Origin of the sequence: Spirillospora sp. NPDC048911, from assembly GCF_043198015.1 — a bacterium.
Taxonomy (GTDB): Bacteria; Actinomycetota; Actinomycetes; order Streptosporangiales; family Streptosporangiaceae; genus Spirillospora.
This window is the reverse complement of sequence record NZ_JBICUD010000004.1, coordinates 445057-461657: the sequence shown is the minus strand read 5'-3', so window position 1 is coordinate 461657 and position 16601 is coordinate 445057. Positions and strand designations below refer to the sequence as shown.

Annotated in this window: 16 protein-coding genes; 8 read left to right on the top strand and 8 right to left on the bottom strand. The window is 73.9% G+C overall.

What is annotated here, in order from left to right; translation table 11 throughout:
- Nucleotide 1: 1 nt before the first annotated feature.
- Nucleotides 2–469 (top strand): TIGR00725 family protein, encoded by a 468-nt coding sequence (locus ACGFNU_RS20355; protein WP_392595669.1) that lies wholly within the window; start codon nucleotides 2–4, stop codon nucleotides 467–469.
- A 12-nt stretch (nucleotides 470–481) separates the two neighbouring features.
- On the opposite strand, the gene ACGFNU_RS20350 is transcribed toward ACGFNU_RS20355, so the two are convergent.
- From ACGFNU_RS20350 to ACGFNU_RS20340, 3 genes are read right to left on the bottom strand one after another with little or no spacing between them, the layout of a single operon-like run.
- Complete coding sequence (locus tag ACGFNU_RS20350; RefSeq protein ID WP_392595667.1) at nucleotides 482–1264, bottom strand: SDR family NAD(P)-dependent oxidoreductase; 783 nt, start codon at nucleotides 1262–1264, stop codon at nucleotides 482–484.
- Between the two features lie 10 nt (nucleotides 1265–1274).
- A complete protein-coding gene (locus ACGFNU_RS20345; protein WP_392595665.1) occupies nucleotides 1275–1451 on the bottom strand; it encodes a hypothetical protein in 177 nt (58 codons plus the stop codon).
- The gene (locus ACGFNU_RS20340) at nucleotides 1448–3304 is read right to left on the bottom strand and encodes a hypothetical protein (protein WP_392595663.1); all 1857 of its coding nucleotides are present in this window, start codon (nucleotides 3302–3304) and stop codon (nucleotides 1448–1450) included. Before ACGFNU_RS20340 ends, ACGFNU_RS20345 begins: the two co-directional genes overlap by 4 nt.
- Nucleotides 3305–3439: 135 nt before the next feature.
- On the opposite strand from ACGFNU_RS20340, the gene ACGFNU_RS20335 reads away from it, so the two are divergent.
- Nucleotides 3440–3889: a hypothetical protein gene (locus ACGFNU_RS20335; RefSeq protein WP_392595662.1), complete on the top strand. Its 450-nt coding sequence runs from the start codon at nucleotides 3440–3442 to the stop codon at nucleotides 3887–3889.
- Between the two features lie 3 nt (nucleotides 3890–3892).
- Nucleotides 3893–5197 carry a hypothetical protein gene (locus ACGFNU_RS20330; RefSeq protein ID WP_392595660.1) on the top strand — a complete coding sequence of 435 codons (1305 nt, stop codon included), beginning with the start codon at nucleotides 3893–3895 and terminating at the stop codon, nucleotides 5195–5197.
- Between the two features lie 935 nt (nucleotides 5198–6132).
- Here the strand turns inward: ACGFNU_RS20330 and ACGFNU_RS20325 are convergent.
- Nucleotides 6133–7623, bottom strand: coding sequence for a M1 family metallopeptidase (locus tag ACGFNU_RS20325; protein WP_392595658.1), 1491 nt, complete (start codon nucleotides 7621–7623; stop codon nucleotides 6133–6135).
- A 136-nt stretch (nucleotides 7624–7759) separates the two neighbouring features.
- On the opposite strand from ACGFNU_RS20325, the gene ACGFNU_RS20320 reads away from it, so the two are divergent.
- Nucleotides 7760–8713, top strand: a complete 954-nt coding sequence (locus ACGFNU_RS20320; RefSeq protein WP_392595657.1) for a helix-turn-helix transcriptional regulator — start codon at nucleotides 7760–7762, stop codon at nucleotides 8711–8713.
- On the opposite strand, the gene murJ is transcribed toward ACGFNU_RS20320, so the two are convergent.
- Both murJ and ACGFNU_RS20310 read right to left on the bottom strand, forming a co-directional pair.
- Complete coding sequence (gene murJ / locus ACGFNU_RS20315; RefSeq protein WP_392595656.1) at nucleotides 8710–10278, bottom strand: murein biosynthesis integral membrane protein MurJ; 1569 nt, start codon at nucleotides 10276–10278, stop codon at nucleotides 8710–8712. The two genes, ACGFNU_RS20320 and murJ, sit on opposite strands and share 4 nt — an antisense overlap.
- A 37-nt stretch (nucleotides 10279–10315) precedes the next feature.
- Nucleotides 10316–10924 carry a TetR family transcriptional regulator gene (locus ACGFNU_RS20310; RefSeq protein WP_392595655.1) on the bottom strand — a complete coding sequence of 203 codons (609 nt, stop codon included), beginning with the start codon at nucleotides 10922–10924 and terminating at the stop codon, nucleotides 10316–10318.
- A 120-nt stretch (nucleotides 10925–11044) separates the two neighbouring features.
- Between ACGFNU_RS20310 and ACGFNU_RS20305 the strand changes: the two genes are divergently transcribed.
- Nucleotides 11045–11776: a carbonic anhydrase gene (locus tag ACGFNU_RS20305; protein WP_392595653.1), complete on the top strand. Its 732-nt coding sequence runs from the start codon at nucleotides 11045–11047 to the stop codon at nucleotides 11774–11776.
- A 67-nt stretch (nucleotides 11777–11843) separates the two neighbouring features.
- On the top strand, nucleotides 11844–12308 hold the full coding sequence (locus ACGFNU_RS20300) for an SRPBCC family protein (RefSeq protein ID WP_392595651.1): 465 nt from the start codon (nucleotides 11844–11846) through the stop codon (nucleotides 12306–12308).
- Nucleotides 12309–12322: 14 nt separating this feature from the next.
- Here ACGFNU_RS20300 and ACGFNU_RS20295 read toward each other — a convergent pair whose 3' ends face one another.
- Nucleotides 12323–13102: an alpha/beta fold hydrolase gene (locus tag ACGFNU_RS20295; protein WP_392595649.1), complete on the bottom strand. Its 780-nt coding sequence runs from the start codon at nucleotides 13100–13102 to the stop codon at nucleotides 12323–12325.
- Between the two features lie 53 nt (nucleotides 13103–13155).
- The gene (locus tag ACGFNU_RS20290) at nucleotides 13156–14118 is read right to left on the bottom strand and encodes a LysR family transcriptional regulator (RefSeq protein WP_392595647.1); all 963 of its coding nucleotides are present in this window, start codon (nucleotides 14116–14118) and stop codon (nucleotides 13156–13158) included.
- An 84-nt stretch (nucleotides 14119–14202) separates the two neighbouring features.
- Here ACGFNU_RS20290 and ACGFNU_RS20285 point away from each other — a divergent pair, with 84 nt between their 5' ends.
- Nucleotides 14203–15267, top strand: a complete 1065-nt coding sequence (locus ACGFNU_RS20285; protein WP_392595645.1) for an aminotransferase class V-fold PLP-dependent enzyme — start codon at nucleotides 14203–14205, stop codon at nucleotides 15265–15267.
- Nucleotides 15268–15385: 118 nt separating this feature from the next.
- Nucleotides 15386–16546: a serine hydrolase domain-containing protein gene (locus ACGFNU_RS20280; protein WP_392595643.1), complete on the top strand. Its 1161-nt coding sequence runs from the start codon at nucleotides 15386–15388 to the stop codon at nucleotides 16544–16546.
- Nucleotides 16547–16601: the final 55 nt, after the last annotated feature.

Below are 16601 nucleotides of genomic sequence, written 5' to 3'. Positions count from 1 at the left end.
GGTGCAGGTCGCGGTGTGCGGGCCGCGCGCGTGCTCGGAGGAGGAATGGCAGGACGCCTGCACGACGGGCCGGCTGCTGGCCGAACGCCAGGCCGTCGTCATCTGCGGCGGGCAGGGCGGGGTGATGGCGGCCGTGGCCGCCGGCGCGCGGTCGGCGGGCGGCATCGTCGTGGGCGTCCTGCCGGCGGCCGACCGGTCGGCCGCCGACCCGGCGCTCACGGTGGCGATCCCCACCGGTCTCGGCGAGGCGCGCAACAGCGTGATCGTCAACGCCGCGGACGCCGTCATCGTCGTCGGCGGGTCGTGGGGGACGTTGTCGGAACTGGCGCTGGCGATGCGGGCGGGCCGGGTGCCCGTCGTCCAGCTCGGCGGGTGGCACGTCCTGGACGAGCGGGGCCGTCCGCTGTCGGCCATCCGTCATGCGAGCTCCCCGCGGCAGGCTCTGGACCTGACGGGCCTGTGGTCGTGACGGGTCGGCGGCCTAGTGGCTGGAGAGCCCGCCGTCGACGAACAGCGCCTGGCCGGTGACGTACGCGGACGCCCGGCTGGCCAGGAACACCGCGGCGCCGGCGAAGTCCTCGGCCAGGCCGTTGCGGCCGACCATGGTGCGGGCGGCGAGTTCGGCCACCTTCTCGGGGTCGCTGGACAGCCGGGCGTTCAGCGGCGTCATCACGAACCCGGGCACGAGGGTGTTGCAGGTGACGCCGTGCGGCGACCACGCCTCGGCCTGGGAACGGGTCAGTCCTTCCAGCCCGGCTTTGGACACCCCGTAGGCGCCGCTCTGCACGAACGCGCGGAAGGCCTGCTGGGAGGAGACGTGGATGATGCGGCCGAAGCCGCGCCGCGCCATGCCGGGCCCGAATCGTTCACCGAGCAGGAACGGGGCTTGCAGGTTGACCGCCATCGTGGCGTCCCAGACCTCGTCGCCGATCTCGCCCATCGGGGGCCGCAGGTTGACGCCCGCGGAGTCGACGAGGATGTCGGGCTCGCCGAACGGCTTGACGGCCTCCTCGGCGGCGGCGCGGACGCCGTCGCGGGAGCCGAGGTCGGCGCTGACCCACGCGGCCCTGCAGCCACGGGCCTCCAGGTCCGCGGTCGTGGCGGCGAGCTCGGCCTCGCGGCGCGCCACCACGACGACGCTCGCGCCCGCCCGTGCGAGGGCCTCGGCGATGGCGCGGCCGATGCCCGAGCTGCCGCCCGTCACGACGGCGACCCGGCCGTCCAGGGAGAACAGTTCGGCGAGGTAGGAGGGCTGCGGTGTCATGTCCCGCACCCTAGGTGATGTCGCGGGTCTCCTCGTCGTCGCCCCGGCGCCGGTCGCGCCACACCACGACGGCGATCACCGCGACCACGACGAAGGTGGGCACGAAGAACGGCACGGCGCTGATCAGCGGGTGGGCGGCGAGCACCCCGTCGGCCACGGACACTGGCATGGTCACCGGCACGGTCATGCGGTGACCTTCGGCCGGTCGCCGGTACGGGCGGCGGACGCCGGGATCACGCGCGAGACGCGGGAGACGCCCCAGCCGAGCGCGATCACCAAGGCGAGGGTGCAGAACAGCACCACCGAGGAGCAGACCAGCCAGAGCCAGCCGGGCACGTCGGATTTGAGCTCGCGTTGCAGGATCTTCTTCTCGCTCTGCACGTCGCGGGTGAAGGTCTGCGGCGCGGGCAGTTCCTTGGCGCCGATGGCGGCGTCGGCGGGCATGTAGATCGGGACGCCCGCGAGCGTGCGGCCGTCGTGGACGCGGATGAGGGTCTTCCAGTCGCCGTGCAGCGGCATGGGCTCGCTGGTCCGGTAGACGCCCCGGCCCTCGCGGATCAGCGGCTCGACGTGCAGGCCCCGGCCCTGCCATCCGGTGACGGCGACCCAGGCGGGGTCGTCGACGGCGCCGGCGGGGTCGAGGGTGACGCGTGCGTGCGCGGTGCGGCCGGCGGGTCCGTTCTGGACGTCGGTGAGGGTGACGGTGGCCTTCTCGTTCGCCGGAACGGAGATCACCAGGCCGTTGGCGACGGCGGCGGCGACGCCGGCGAGGGCGGCGGCGAAGAGCATGCGCGAGACCGCCGGGCGCGGCAGCCTGCCGTGCAGGCCCTCGGCCAGCAGCGCGCCGCACAGCCCGCCCGCGACACCGCCGGCCACGGCCATGATCATGCCTTCGGTGAGGATGTCGCCGGTCCACGGCAGCTTCATGGCGACCTGGCTCCAGCCGTACTCGGCGCCGAATCCGGCGGTGCCGATGAGCAGGCCGCTGACCGCGCCGAGCGCGATCGGACGCCGGGCGAGGACGAGCGCGGCGACCTCGACGCACAGGGCCTCGGCGAAGTAGAGGGGCACCGACGCCCACAGCTCGCCGATGACGGGGCCGACGACGACGGAGACGCCGCCGCGGATCAGCATGTAGAACACGACGGCGAAGAGCGCTCCGCCGCGTCCGACCCACAGCCGGGCGGCGACCAGCGCGCAGCCCGCGGCCAGCGCGATCAGCAGCGGCTGGTGGACGAGGCGGAACTGCGGCACGCCGAAGTCGTACTCGGCCTGGAAGACCGACAGCCCGATCAGCAGCCCGCCCGCCAGCATGCCCCGGCGCAGGTAGCGTGCCGCAGCCGACGGTTGCGCCGCGGCGGCGGCCGGGTCGCCGCCGGTGGCTCCGGCCTGACGGCCCTCCCGTTCGAGGATCATCATGGCGACCAGTGACAGGCCCGCGCCGCCGATGAGCATGAGGTGGGTCGGCCCCCACAGGGTGACGTCCTGGCCGAAGATGCGGTGCCAGACGTCGTCGAGGGGGAAGCCCAGCAGGGCGTAGAACCCGGCGCCGGCCAGCAGGACCCCGCCGGCCGGGGCGTACCAGTCGCGGGTGATCCGGACGGCGGCGGGGCCGGGGCGCTCGCCCTTGGGCAGCGCCACCGCCAGGACGCCGGCGGTGAAGATCCCGAACAGGCCGATGAGGATCGGGTAGTGCGCGATGTTGGCCAGCGGTCCCTCGTCGCGGCCGTGCGAGATGTGCAGGGAGATGTCCCAGTACATCCCGAGCAGCGCGGTGATCAGCGAGAGGAACGCCACCACGCTGGGCAGCGCCGCCCAGCCGGGCAGGCCGCGGCCGGGTCCCCGCTCGGCGAGCCCGGCCAGCCGCGTCAGCAGCGTGATCCGGCCGGTGCGGTGCCCCCAGCCGAAGACCAGCAGGAACGCCGTGAGGAGCGCGGCGCCGCCGGAGGCGATGACGATCTGGTCCAGGGCCGCGCCGCCCGCGGGTTTCTCCTCGGGGGCGGCCAGCCGCAGCGCGACGGTCAGTCCTGTGTCACTCACTCGATCCAACACGGATGCTCCCATAGCCGACAAAACGGGGTACAAACCCACCCCGGCCGGAGTATGTCATCTCACTATGTGCCATTGTCTAGTGTCACGTTATGTGGTGTGAAGCACCTGATCGGAAGGAGCGGCATGAGGGGCGTACTGCTGAGGGTGGTGACGGCGGTGACCGCTGGGGCGGTGGTGACGCTCGCCGGATGCGGCGAGCCCGCGGCGCCGTCCGGCGGCACGGGCAGCGCGGGCGCCTCCGCCGGCCCGGGCGGCTCGGGAGCGGCGTCGCCCCCACCCGCCACATCCACCGGACCTTCAGGTAAGCCCGATGTCACCCCCGTCTCGGTGACGTTCGCCCACGGGAAGGTCACGACCGCTCAGAGCCGGGTGAAGGTGCGCCGCGACGCGACCGTGCGGATCACTGTCACCGCCGACGAGGCCGACGAGTTCCACCTGCACGGCTACGACCGGACGCTCAAGCTGTCGCCCGGCCGCCCCGGCACCCTCGACGTGGTCGCCGACAAGCCGGGGGTGTTCGAGGCCGAGCTGCACCACTCCGGCGCGCGCCTCTTCGAGCTGCAGGTGAGCTGACCGGTGGAGGTGCTCGCGCACGGCCTCGGCGGCCGGACGGACCTGCCGCTGGACGCCGTCGCCGCGATCGCCGGCGGGGGAGCGGCGGTGGCGGCATCGTTCCTGGCGCTCACCGTGGCCTGGCGGCGTCCCCGGCTCCGGCCCGACGGCGGCAGGCCGCTGCCCGCGCGTCTCGCCCGCGTCCTGGACTCACCGGCGCTGACCTGGGCGGGCCGCGCGGCGGCGCTGGCGGCGACCCTGTTCGTGGTGGTGGTCGCGCTGGCCGGGCCGGGCGGTGACGCGGCCAATCTGGCCCCGTGGGCGTTGTACGTGACGTTCTGGGTGGGGCTGGTACCGGCCAGCGTGCTGCTGGGGCCGGTGTGGCGGCGGGTCAACCCGTTGCGCACACTCCACGCGGGGCTCTGCCGGATCACGCGCGCCGATCCGGCCGGGCGCCGGCCACCGCCCAAACGGCTGGGCTACCGGCCCGCCGCCGCGTGGCTGACCGGCTTCGTCTGGCTGGAGCTGGTCGCGCCGCACCGCTCGGATCCGCGTCTGGTCGGCGCCCTGATCATCGGCTACGCGGTGGTGAACCTGGCGCTGGCCCGGGTGTACGGGCGGGACTGGTTCACGCGGGGTGACGGGTTCGAGGCCTATTCGAGCCTGCTGGCGCGGATGTGCCCCATCGGCCGCCGCGGCGACGGGACGCTGGTGCTGCGGACGCCGCTGACCGGGCTGACGCGCCTCACCGGCGAACCCGGCCTGGTGGCGGCGGCCTGCGTGCTGATCGGCTCGACCGGCTTCGACGGCGTCACCCGCACCACGTACTGGCGCGACAACGTCGATCCCGGCAGTGTGGTGGCGGGCACGCTGGGGCTGGCGGGCGCCATCGGCCTGGTGACCGCCCTGTACGTGGCGGCCCTGCGCGCCGGCGCGGTGCTCACCGGCGACGACCCGGCGGAGCTGCCGGGCCGGTTCGCGGCGACGCTGCTGCCGATCGCGCTCGGCTACACGCTGGCGCACTACTTCTCGTTCTTCGTGCTCGAAGGGCAGATGACCGTCATCCTGGCCAGCGACCCGTTCGGGACCGGGCTGAACCTGCTGGGCTCGACCGGCCACCGCGTCGACTACGACCTAGCCGGTCCGACGCTCACCGCTCAGGTGCAGGTCAACGCCATCGTGCTCGGGCACATCGCGGCGACCGTCGCCGCCCACGACCTCGCGCTGCGCATCGGGCCGCCCGGCCGTTCCGGGCGCGGGCAGGTCCCGATCGCCGTGGTCATGGTCGCCCTGACCTGCGCGGGGCTCTTCGCCCTCCTCAGCGGCTGACGCCTGCTCGGTGCCTTGTGCCTTGCCCTCGTCCTTCTTGCGCTTGCGCACCTCGCGGACGGCGACGCCGCACGCGACGAGGATCGGGATCCAGAACTTGGCCGTCACCACGATCACCTTGATCCACCACGGGACGCTGAGGTCGGGCAGCGGGAGGTCGAGGTCGGGGAGGCTGAGGTCGGGCAGCGGGATCGACGGCAGGTCGACCGAGGGCAGGTCGATGTCGGGCTCGGGGAGGTAGGACAGCAGCAGCTTGATCAGGACGCCGACGCCCAGCAGCGGGAACAGCACCTTGCCGGTGGCGGCGGCGGGATGCCGGGCGGCGTAGAGGACCGGGTGCTCGCGGCCCCACTTCTCCCGCCTGGCGGCGCGGCTGCCCTCGGGCGGCGTGAACGGGAACACCGGAGTCTTGCCGTCGTCCTCCTCGGGCTTCTTGACCAGCGAGACCTTGGTCTCCGCCGTGTCGTCGCCGCTCTTCTGCTCGTCGTCCTCGTCCGCGTCGCCATCGTTCTCGTTCTTGGCGGGGGCCAGTTCGATCCGGCTCGCCTGGCCGTCCAGGATGCCTCTGGGGTCGAAGTGCACGACCACGGTCAGCTCGTCGCCGTAGGGCAGCTCGCCCTTGTTGATGATCTCGTCCGCCTCGCCGGCCGCGTCTTCGTCGACGTACAGCCGCGCGACGCGCTGCCAGCCGGTGCGTTCGGTCTCGACCTCCAGGCGGTGCCCGTCGTGGTCGAGCACCCATCTGTCCCGGGCGGTGCCGCTCATCGAGATTCCCCCTGATCACGGACCTGGGCATGGTCTGCCTGGTCGTTGTCTTCAGGGTGCGCCGCCGCCGGCGGGCCGTGCTGCGTCCGAAGCGCTAAACACCTATAGACCAAAGTCGACGGCCGGACGGTGGTGAACCGTCCGGCCGCTCATGCCGTTCTCGTCTCCCGCTAGGGAAGCGGGGGCTTGCCCGGGGACCAGAGCCAGGTGTTGAAGAAGGCGCTCAGGTCCTGCCCGGCGATCTGCTGGGCGAGGGTGGTGAACTGCTCGGTGACGACGGTCTTGCCGCGGTTCTGGGCGTACCAGGTGCGCAGCAGCCGGAAGAACTTCTCGTCGCCGATCTTTTGGCGGAGGAACTGCAGCACCATGGCGCCGCCGTGGTAGACGCGGTTGTGGAACATGGTGTCGCGCTTGGGGTCGGCGATGACCACGTTCCACCAGGCGTCGTCGGCCGGGTGCAGGTTGTAGGTGTTGAGGGCCTCGGTGGCGACGGTGTTGCCGCCCTGCTTCTCGGTCCAGTACCAGTTGGACCAGCGCGCGAAGCTCTCGTTCAGCCAGATCTGCTGCCAGTCGCGCGGGCCGACCGCGTTGCCGAACCACTGGTGGGCCATCTCGTGGGCGATGGTGCGGTCGGGACGGATCGCCGAGTAGATGGGCTTGCCGTTGGTCTCCAGGGAGAAGCCCAGCGGCTCGCCGTTGAACCTGGCGTCGTCGACGATCGCGCCGGCGGTGTTGTTCTGGTACGGCCCGTAGGTCTGGACCCACAGGTCGGTGGAGCGGGCCGTCACGTCGTAGTAGTAGTCGATCGCCGGCGCGCCGGTGGGGGTGGTGGCGGTGGCCAGCGCCGGGTCGACGCCGACCCACATCGGGACGCCGCCGGCGGTCTTGCCCGTCCTGACGTCCCACTTGCCGACGTCGACGGTGGCCAGGTAGGTGGTCATCAGGTCGGGTTCGTGCCAGCGGAAGGTGGCCGAGGGCGCGGCGGCGCTGCGGCGGCTGAACCCGGCCTTGCCGCTGCTCTTGCCGACCGGGACGCCGTTGGCGACCGCCGTCAGCCCCGCCGGGACGGTGATCTTGAAGTCGTAGGTGGCCTTGTCGGAGGGGTGATCGTTGGAGGGGAACCACGTCGAGGCGCCGTTGGGCTCGTTGGTGGTGTTCATGCCGTCGGGGGTGTGCAGGAACCCGTACGGGGACCCGAACACGATCGGCGACCCGACGATCGTCTGGGGGACGCCGCCGTAGGTCACGCGCACCTCGAACGTGCGGCCTTTGCGCAGGCCCTTGCGCGGGGTGACGGTCAGCTCGGCGCCGCGCCGCTTGTAGGAGGCCCTGCGGTCGTCGACGCGGACCTGCTCGACGTCCAGGCCCGACAGGTCGAGGTTGAAGCTCGACAGGTCCTGGGTGGCCGTGGCCCTGATGGTGACGACGCCGTCGAGCTGGTCGAATTCGGGGTCGTAGGTGAGGTCGAGCCCGTAGTGCGCGACGTCGTACCCGCCGTTGCCCAGCTGCGGGAAGTACGGATCGCCGGCCCCGGGCGCGCCGGGGGTGAACTGCGCCTTGCTCGCCGCCAGCGCGTCGGCGGAGGCGGCGGGTGCCAGGGCCAGGAGCCCGGCGGCCGCCACCGCGAGCGGCAGGAAGCGCGGAGGGGTGCGCAACGCCATCCGAAGATCCTCTCCATCGAGTGATCAACTTGACTGGCTTCACCCTGCCCGCCGGAATGGGCGGCTGTCGATGGTTTGCGCCGGTTCCGGCCGCCGCACCGCCGGAACCGGTCACGGGCGCCCGTAGGCTCGGCGGGTGACCGACACCACCACCTGGGCACGGCTGCTCCAGCTGCTGTCGCTCCTGCAGACCCGGCGCGAGTGGACCGGACCGGAGCTGTCGGAGCGGCTCGGCGTGAGCGGCCGCACCGTGCGCCGCGACGTGGAGCGCCTGCGCGAGCTGGGCTATCCCGTGCACGCCACGCTGGGTGCGATCGGCGGGTACCGGCTGGAGGCGGGCACCGCGATGCCGCCGCTGCTGCTGGACGACGAGGAGGCCGTGGCGATCGCCGTCAGGCTGCGCGGCGGCGCGATGGAGGGTATCGAGGAGACCTCACTGCGGGCCCTGGCCAAGCTGGAACAGGTCCTCCCGCACCGGCTGCGCCGGCGGGTCGGCGCGCTGAACGCCGCGACCGTCCCCATCGACGGCGCGCCCGCGGGCCCGGCCGTGGCGCCCGAGACCCTGACGGTGCTGGCCGCCGCCGCCCGTGACCGCGAGCGGGTGCGCTTCGCCTACCGCGACAAGGACGACGCGGTGTCCCGCCGCCAGGCCGACCCGCACAGTCTCGTGCCGGCCGGCCGCCGCTGGTATCTGGTGGCCTTCGACGTCGACCGCGGCGACTGGCGGACGTTCCGGATCGATCGCGTGACCGAGGCGCGGCCGACCGGCGTCCGGTTCGGCCCGCGCGAGCTGCCCGCCGAGGACGCCGCCGCGTTCGTGCGCCAGGGCCGCGCGTTCGGGTCGACGATGCGCGCGGTCCTGCTGGTGCACGCCTCGGCCGAGCGGCTCGCCGACGTGTTCCGCGTGAGCGGCACCGAGCTGGAGCCGGTCGACGAGCACACCTGCGTCCTGCGCACGACCCCCGAGTCCCTGGAGTGGACCGCGCTGCGCATCGCGTTCCTGCAACTGGACTTCGAGGTCAGGGAGCCGCCCGAGCTGGCCGACCGCCTGCGCGACCTGGGCGCCCGCCTGCTGCGCGCCGCCGGCTAAGGCGTGGGCAGCGCGGCGAGCACGACGCGCAGCTCGTTCACCCGCATCCACCGGGCGGCGACCGCGTACAGCGCGGCCCCGGTGACGGCGACCGCGAGCATTGTGGTCAGGGACCCGGCGCGCCCCATCCCCGCGGCCGGTGCCACCAGGGCGAGGACGAGCGCCCCGGCCGCCGCGGCGGCGAGCACGGCGAGCGCCATCCGGGCGTGGCTGGCGACCAGCCGCCGTCCGTCGATCCGGCCGAGCCGGCGCCGCAGCACCGCCGCCGCCACCAGCGCTCCGATGGTGTGGCCCGCGGCCGACGCGGCGGCGGTCCCGGCGGCCAGCCGCGACGCCGGCAGCAGGTGGGCGAGGGTGAGGACGGTGCCGATCGTGGACGCGGCGACCACGCCGCCGATGAGCGCCTGCGTGCGGGTGTCCTGCAGGGCCGCGAAGGCCCGCATCATGATCTGGTACGCGGCGAACGGCATGAGCGCGAGGCCGAACGCGGCCACGACCGGGCCCGCCTGCCGGCCGTCGCCGAACAGGACGGTGGCGATCTGCTGGCCGAGCAGCATCAGCGCGGCCGCGGCGGGCAGCAGCACGACGGCGGTGACGCGCAGGCCGCGCGACAGGTCGGCGGTGATCCCGGCCAGGTCGCTGGCGGCGGCCGATCTGCTCATGCGCGGCAGCATGCCGGTCATGACGGTCACGGCGATCACCGCGTACGGCAGCTGGAACAGCGTGTAGGCGTTGGCGTACACGCCGATCGCGCCCTCCCCGGCCCCCGACAGCAGCCGCGTCACCACCAGGAACACCGTCTGCGTGGCCAGGACCGAGGCCAGCGTCCAGCCCGCCAGCCGCAGCACCCGCCGGATCCCGATGCCGCGCGGGTCGGCGGCCGGCCGCGGGGTGAAGCCCGCGCGGCGGCTCGCCCAGGCCAGCACCAGCAGCTGGGCGGCGACACCGGCGGTGGTGCCGAGCGACAGCACCAGGGCCTGGGTCCGGGTGAGCGCTCCGGCGTCGTGGGTGCCGCCGATGAGCAGGTAGATCCCGGCGGTGGCGATGACGACGAGGTTGTTGACGATCGGTGCCCGCATCGGCGTGGCCATCCGCCCGCGGACGTTGAGGACGGCGGCCAGCGCGGCGCTGGTGCCGTAGAAGAGGATCTGCGGCAGCAGCAGCCGGGCGAAGCCGACGGTCGCCTCGCGCTGCGCGCCGTGGAAGTGCGGCGCGTAGAGACTGACGATCTGCGGCGCGAGCACCACGGTGACGACGGTGGCCGCGCCGAGCAGGTAGACCACCAGCGCCAGCAGGCGCCGCGCGTACAGGTCGCCCGCGCGCGGGTCGTCGTGGGCGGCGCGCACCAGCAGCGGCACCAGGACGCTGCCCAGCGCCCCGCCGAGCAGCAGGTCGAACAGGGCGTTGGGCACGGTGTTGGCGACGGTGTAGCCGGACATCAGCGCGGTGCCGACGCCGAGCGCGGCGCCCATCGCCAGTACCCGCAGGAAGCCGGTCACGCGCGAGGCGATCGTCGCGGCCGCCATCGCGCGGCCCGCCCGGGCCAGGTCGTCCCGTTCGCTCATGCCGTCCCTCCCGAACGATCGTCCGGTCGGTCCAACGTTATTGGCGCTCCGCCAGTTCCGGGTCGGGGCGGTGGGGGGCGAGGAGGTCGTCGAGGCCGGCGCGCACCGCGCCGGGCAGGGCGCCCTCGCCGTCGAGCGCCCAGACGATCAGGGTGCCGTTGTAGGTGACCTGGACCGAGCGGGCGAGCCGGGCGGGGTCGGTGCCGGCGGCCAGCTCTCCGGCCGCGACGGCCTCGGCCAGCAGCGCGCGGATCTGCTCACGCGTGACGCGGGTGTGGGCCCGGGCGTGCTCGCGGAACTCCGGATCGGTGAGGTCCAGCTGGAGGAAGCCGAGGCTGTTGGCCAGTTCCTCGGGGCCGGCGACGTGGGCGGCCATCGCCGCCATCGCGGAATGCAGGGCGTCCAGCGGCGAGGGGTGGTCGCGGCGGGCGCGCTCGAAGGGCAGGCGGGCGCCGTGCTCGGCGCGCCGGGCGAAGGCGAGCAGGAGCCCGCGCTTGGAGCCGAACCGCTGGACGAGGGTGGCCGGGGACAGCCCGGCCTCCGCGGCCACCGCGTTGAGCGTCAGCCGCCCCGGCCCCAGGCGCCCCAGGGCTCGTGCCGTCGCGGCGAGGATCGCCTCGTCGCTGGTGGTGCGCGGTCGTGCCACGGCCCCTCCGAGTTTGTGAATGAACGTTCGCAAACCCTAGCAGGGCGTTTCGGCGAGCAACCCTCACCGACGTTCACTCTCTGTCATCATTGCTGGTGGGGGGCGGAAAGAGGGGGAGCTGTGACCTGCCCGTCACCCGTTCTGGCCCGCCGTCTGGTGCTGCGCGCCGGGCTCTCCGGGTTCGCCGCCCTGCTGCCCTCGGGGTGCGGGCGCACCTCACCGCACCTCGCCGAGCATCCGACGCCCGCGCAGGCGTGGGCGCGGCTGGCGGAGGGCAACCGGCACTGGGCCGAAGGGCGGCTGCGCCACCCCGACCAGAGCGAGCACCGCCGCCGCCAGGTCGCCGCCGAGCAGTCGCCGCTGGCGACCGTGGTGTCGTGCATCGACTCGCGGGTGCCGCCGGAGACCGTGTTCGACCAGGGCGTGGGCGACCTGTTCGCGGTGCGGACGGCCGCCCAGACCCTGGACGGGCTGGTCACCGGGTCGGTCGAGTACGGCCCGCTGGAGAAGGGCACGCCGCTGATCGTGGTGCTCGGCCACCAGCGGTGCGGCGCGGTGAAGGCCGCCGTCGCCGCGCTCGGGGCCGGCGGGCACCCGCCGCCGGGACGGCTCGGAACCGTCGTGGCGGCGTTGCGGCCGGCCTACGAGGAGGCGGTGCGCGAGGCGGCGCGCGGCGCGGCGGGAGGGGACGTGGCCGACCTGACGGTGCGGGCACAGATCCTGCGCAGCGCGCGGGAACTGGCGGCCGATCCGGCGCTGGCCGCGGCGATACGTGCCGGGACGCTCGGAATCGTCGGAGCGTACTACGACCTCGGCACCGGGCGGGTGTCGGTGCTCACCCCCGGCGTTTGACCCCTCCCGCTATGGGCAGGGTCGGCCACGAACCCGACAGGACCCGACCTGAATGGAGGAATCGGTCATGAGCACCATCGAGCAGTCGATCGACGTCGAGGTGCCGGTGCGCGCCGCCTACAACCAGTGGACCCAGTTCACCGAGTTCCCGCGCTTCATGGAGGGCGTCGACAAGATCGACCAGATCAGCGACACCCGGACGCACTGGAAGACCAGCATCGCCGGGGTCAAGCGCGAGTTCGACGCCGAGATCACCGAGCAGCGGCCCGACGAGCGCATCGCGTGGACGTCGGTCGAGGAGCCCCGGCAGGCGGGCGTGGTGACCTTCCATCACCTGGCGCCGGAGAAGACCCGCGTGATGCTCCAGATGGAGTTCGCGCCCGAGGGCGCGGTGGAGAAGGCCGGCGACGCCCTGAACGTGGTGGAGCGCAAGGTCAAGGGCGACCTCAAGCGGTTCAAGGAGTTCATCGAGGAGCAGGGCCGCGAGACCGGCGGCTGGCGCGGTGAGGTCGGCCAGGACCCGACGTACTAGAGGTACCGGACGTCCTAGTCGAGGACGAACCCGCGGATGAGCTCGGTGAGTTCGGCCGGGCGCTCGAACAGCACCAGATGGCCGCTGTCGATCTCGGTGTAGCGGCTGCCGGCGATGCCGTCGTGCAGGGCGATGGGTCCCCAGGCGGGCACGAGCTGGTCGCGGGTCAGCTCGACCACCAGCGCGGGGGCCGTGACCCGGGGCAGCAGATCGCGGACGTCGACCCGCAGGTCGAGGTCGAGCTGGCGGTCCAGCCCGGGTTCGCGGGCGCCGGCGGCGATCGTCTCGGCGATGCCGGCGGGCCCCAGGCCCTCCAGGAAGCGGGGGCTGAAGCCGTTGAGGATCACCTCGCGGTTGAGCAGCCCGAAGTCGGCGCGGTCCAGCTCGCGCCACAGCTCGAACATCAGGCGCTGCCGGGCGTTCCCGGTGTGCGCCCAGCCCGCCACCAGCACCAGCCTGCGGACCAGGCCCGGCTCGAGCGCCGCGGTGGCGGCGGCGACGACCGCGCCGAGCGAGAAGCCGACGATGTCGACGGGACCGTCGACCGCGGCGCGGGCGGCGGCGGCCACCTGGCCCGCCAGGGTCTCCACGGTGAGCTCGCCGCCCGCGTCGGTGGTCTTGCCGCTGCCGCTGAGGTCGGGCCGCACGACGGTGCGGTCGCCGGTGAACCCGTCGACCAGATGGCCCCAGCTGGTCTCGCCGCTGCCCTGGGTGCCGTGGACCAGGACCAGCCCCGGACCGGTGCCCTCGACCTCGTAGTGGACGTTCGCGTCGGCGACGGTGATGGACGGCATGGGAATCCCTTTCGGAGGGAACGGCCAGACGACGGGCACGGCGATACGACCGTTTATGTCGTCACCGGTGGCGGGCCGTCAAGAGCGCCGCCCTCCTCGATCGTGATCGCGCCGGCCGTCCGGGCGGCGGCGTCGCCGAGCTCGTCCAGCAGCGCGGCGACGGCGGGCGGGCGCGTGCCGGCGGGGACGAGCGCGCTGACGCGGCGGCGGCCGAGGTCGGGCAGCGCCGGCAGCGCCAGCCCGGATTCGTGGTGCAGCGCCAGGGCGAGGCCGGGCAGGGCGGTGACCGCCAGGCCGCGCGCGACCAGCCGCTGGACGGCGATGTGGTCGTCGGTGGCGAACGCGATGCGCGGGGTGAAGCCGGCTTGCTCGCAGGCGCGCAGCAGGTGGCCGCGGCACCGTTCGCACCCCGACGCCCACGTCTCGTCCGCCAGGTCGGCCAGGGTCGCCGTGCCCGCGGCGGCCGGCGCCGCGAGCGGATGGGCGGCGGGCAGGGCGAGCCGGACGGGGTCCTCGCACAACGCGACCTCGCGCAGCCGGGTGCCGCCGTCGGGCGGCGCCCCGGGGTAGGAGAACACCACGGCCAGGTCGACCTCGCCGGCGCGCAGTGCGGCGAGGGCCTGCGGCGGCTCGGCCTCCACGAGGGTGACGGCGACGCCGGGCGCGCGGTCGCGCAGCCCGGCCAGCGCGTCGGGCAGCAGCGCGGCCGCGGCGGTGGGGAACACCGCGGCGCGGACCCGGCCGGCGCGCAGCCCGGCGATGGCGGCGATGCGCTCCTCGGTGTCGGCCATGCGGCCCAGCACGTCCTCGACGTGCTCGACCAGGATCCGCCCGGCCTCGGTCAGCCGCACGCCGCGCCCGTACCGGACGACCAGCGGCGTGCCGACCTCGGCCTCCAGCCGCGCGATGTGGTGGGAGACCGCGGGCTGGGTGTAGGAGAGGGCCCGCGCGGCGGCGGTCATCGAGCCGAGCCGCGCCACCTCGCGCAGGATCCGGCCCCGGTGCAGATCGAGCATCCCGCCAAGGTATCAACCTCATTTATGGATGCCCCAGAAGATGGGACTTTGCCCTATGGCTCGCGGGTCGGCGATGATCGGGACATGGGTATTCCGATCAGCCTGGCGCAGCGGGAGTTCGCCGCCGAGGTCACGTTCCTGAACACCGCGAGTTACGGACTGCCGCCCCGTATCGCGCACGAGGCGATGCTGGCGGCCGAGCGGGACCGGGCGGCCGGGCTCCTCACCACCGACCTGGGCGACGCGGTGGTGACCCGGTCGCGCGAGTCCTTCGCGCGCCTGATCGGCCTGCCCGCGGACCGGGTCGCGATCGGCCCGCAGGTGTCCTACTTCGTCGGGCTGGTGGCCGCGTCGCTGCCCGCCGGCGCCACCGTGCTGACGGCCGACGGCGACTTCACCTCGCTGCTGTTCCCGTTCCTGGCGCGGCCGGAGCTGACGGTCCGCTCGGTGCCGCTGGAACGGATCGCCGACGCGGTGGACGGCGGCGTCGACCTGGTGGCGGTGTCGGCGGTGCAGTCGGCCGACGGCGCGATCGCGCCGATGGAGGACCTGATCGGCGCGGCCCGCGCGCACGGCGCCCGCGTCCTGCTGGACGCCACGCAGGCGGCGGGCTGGCTGCCGCTGCCGGCCGACCGGGTCGACCTGCTGGTGTGCGGCGGCTACAAGTGGCTGCTGGGCCCGCGCGGCACCTGCTTCCTGGCGGGCACCGCCGAGGCGCTGGCCGCGCTGCCGCCGATCGCGGCCGGCTGGTACGCCGGCGCCGACATCTGGGACTCCATCTACGGCGCGCCGCTGCGGCTGGCCGCCGACGCCCGCCGCCTGGACATGTCCCCGGCCTGGCAGGCGTGGGCGGGGCACGCCCCGGCGCTGGAGTTCCTGGAGGGGGTGGGGATCGAGGCGATCCACCGGCACGACGTGTCGCTGGCCGCGCGGTTCCGTGCCGGGCTGGGTCTGCCGCCGGGCGATTCGGCGATCGTGTCGGTCCCGGTGAGCGAGGGCACCGCCGAGCTGCTGCGCGCCAACAAGGTGGCCGCGGCGGTGCGGGCGGGGTTGCTGCGCTGCTCGTTCCACCTGTCGACGACGCGGGAGGATGTGGAGCGCGCGCTGGACCTGCTGTCGGGCCGCGTTCTGCTGCCCGCCGCGAGCTGACGCGTCCGCCGCAAGCTATCCGCTTCGCCGCGCCCCGCCGCGCTTGCCGTGGCCGCCTGCGGCCCGGCCACCGAATTGCGCTCTGGTGGGCGGTGCTGAACCGGTCTACCGTGCGTCCATGACCCAGATCCACGGCACGTGCGAGGACCGGTTCGGCGGGGTGCGCGACGCGCTGGCGGCGTCCCTGGACCGCGAGGACGTCGGCGCGTCGGCGGCGGTGTTCCTGGACGGCGAGCCGGTCGCCGACCTGTGGGGCGGCCACGCCGACCAGGCCCGCACGCGACCGTGGGAACGCGACACGATCGTCAACGTCTGGTCGACGACCAAGACGATGACCGCGTTGTGCGCGCTGATCCTGGCCGATCGCGGCGACCTGGATCTGGACGCCCCGGTGGCGCGGTACTGGCCCGAGTTCGCCGCCGCGGGCAAGGAGGGCGTGCGGGTGCGGCACCTGCTGTCGCACACCGCGGGGCTGCCCAGCTGGGACGAGCCCCTGGAGACCGAGGACCTGTTCGACTGGGACAAGTCCACGGCGGCACTGGCCCGCCAGCGGCCGGGCTGGGAGCCCGGCACCGAGTCGGGCTACCACGCCTTCACCCAGGGCCATCTGGTCGGCGAGGTGATCCGCCGGATCACCGGGACGAGCGTCGGCACGTTCTTCGCCGCGGAGGTGGCCGGGCCGCTGGGCGCCGACTTCCACATCGGCCTGCCCGCCGAGCACGACCACCGGGTCGCGCCGATCATCCCCGCGCCTGTCCCCGAGTCGGAGGGGCCGGCGATGGAGGCGGCACGGCTGCTGCTGCGCCACTACGGCAACCCGCCGTTCGACGCCGGCACCGCCAACACCGAAGCCTGGCGCCGCGCGGAGATCCCGGCCGCCGGCGGGCACGGCAACGCCCGCTCGGTGGCCATGGTGCAGTCGGTGCTGGCCTGCGGGGGAGAGGCGCGCGGGGTGCGGCTGCTGTCGCGGGCGGGCTGCGAGGCGGTGTTCCAGGAGCAGTCCAACGGCAAGGACCGGTGCCTGGGCGTGCCGCTGCGGTTCGGGATGGGGTACGGGCTCACCAGCGCGGAGATACCGATCTCCCCCAACCCGCGCACGTGCTTCTGGGGCGGGTGGGGCGGCTCGCTGGTGGTCGTGGACCTGGACGCGCGCATGGTGGTGGCGTACGCGATGAACCGGATGCTCAGCCCGGGCACGCTGGGCGACGACCGGGGTCTGAGTATCGTGCTGGCCGCCTACCAAGGCCTGGCCTCCTACCAAAACCTGGCCCCCGGGTAAGGTCCGGCCTTACGACCCGCGACGCGTCATCGGACGGTCTACCGGCCGCACTATC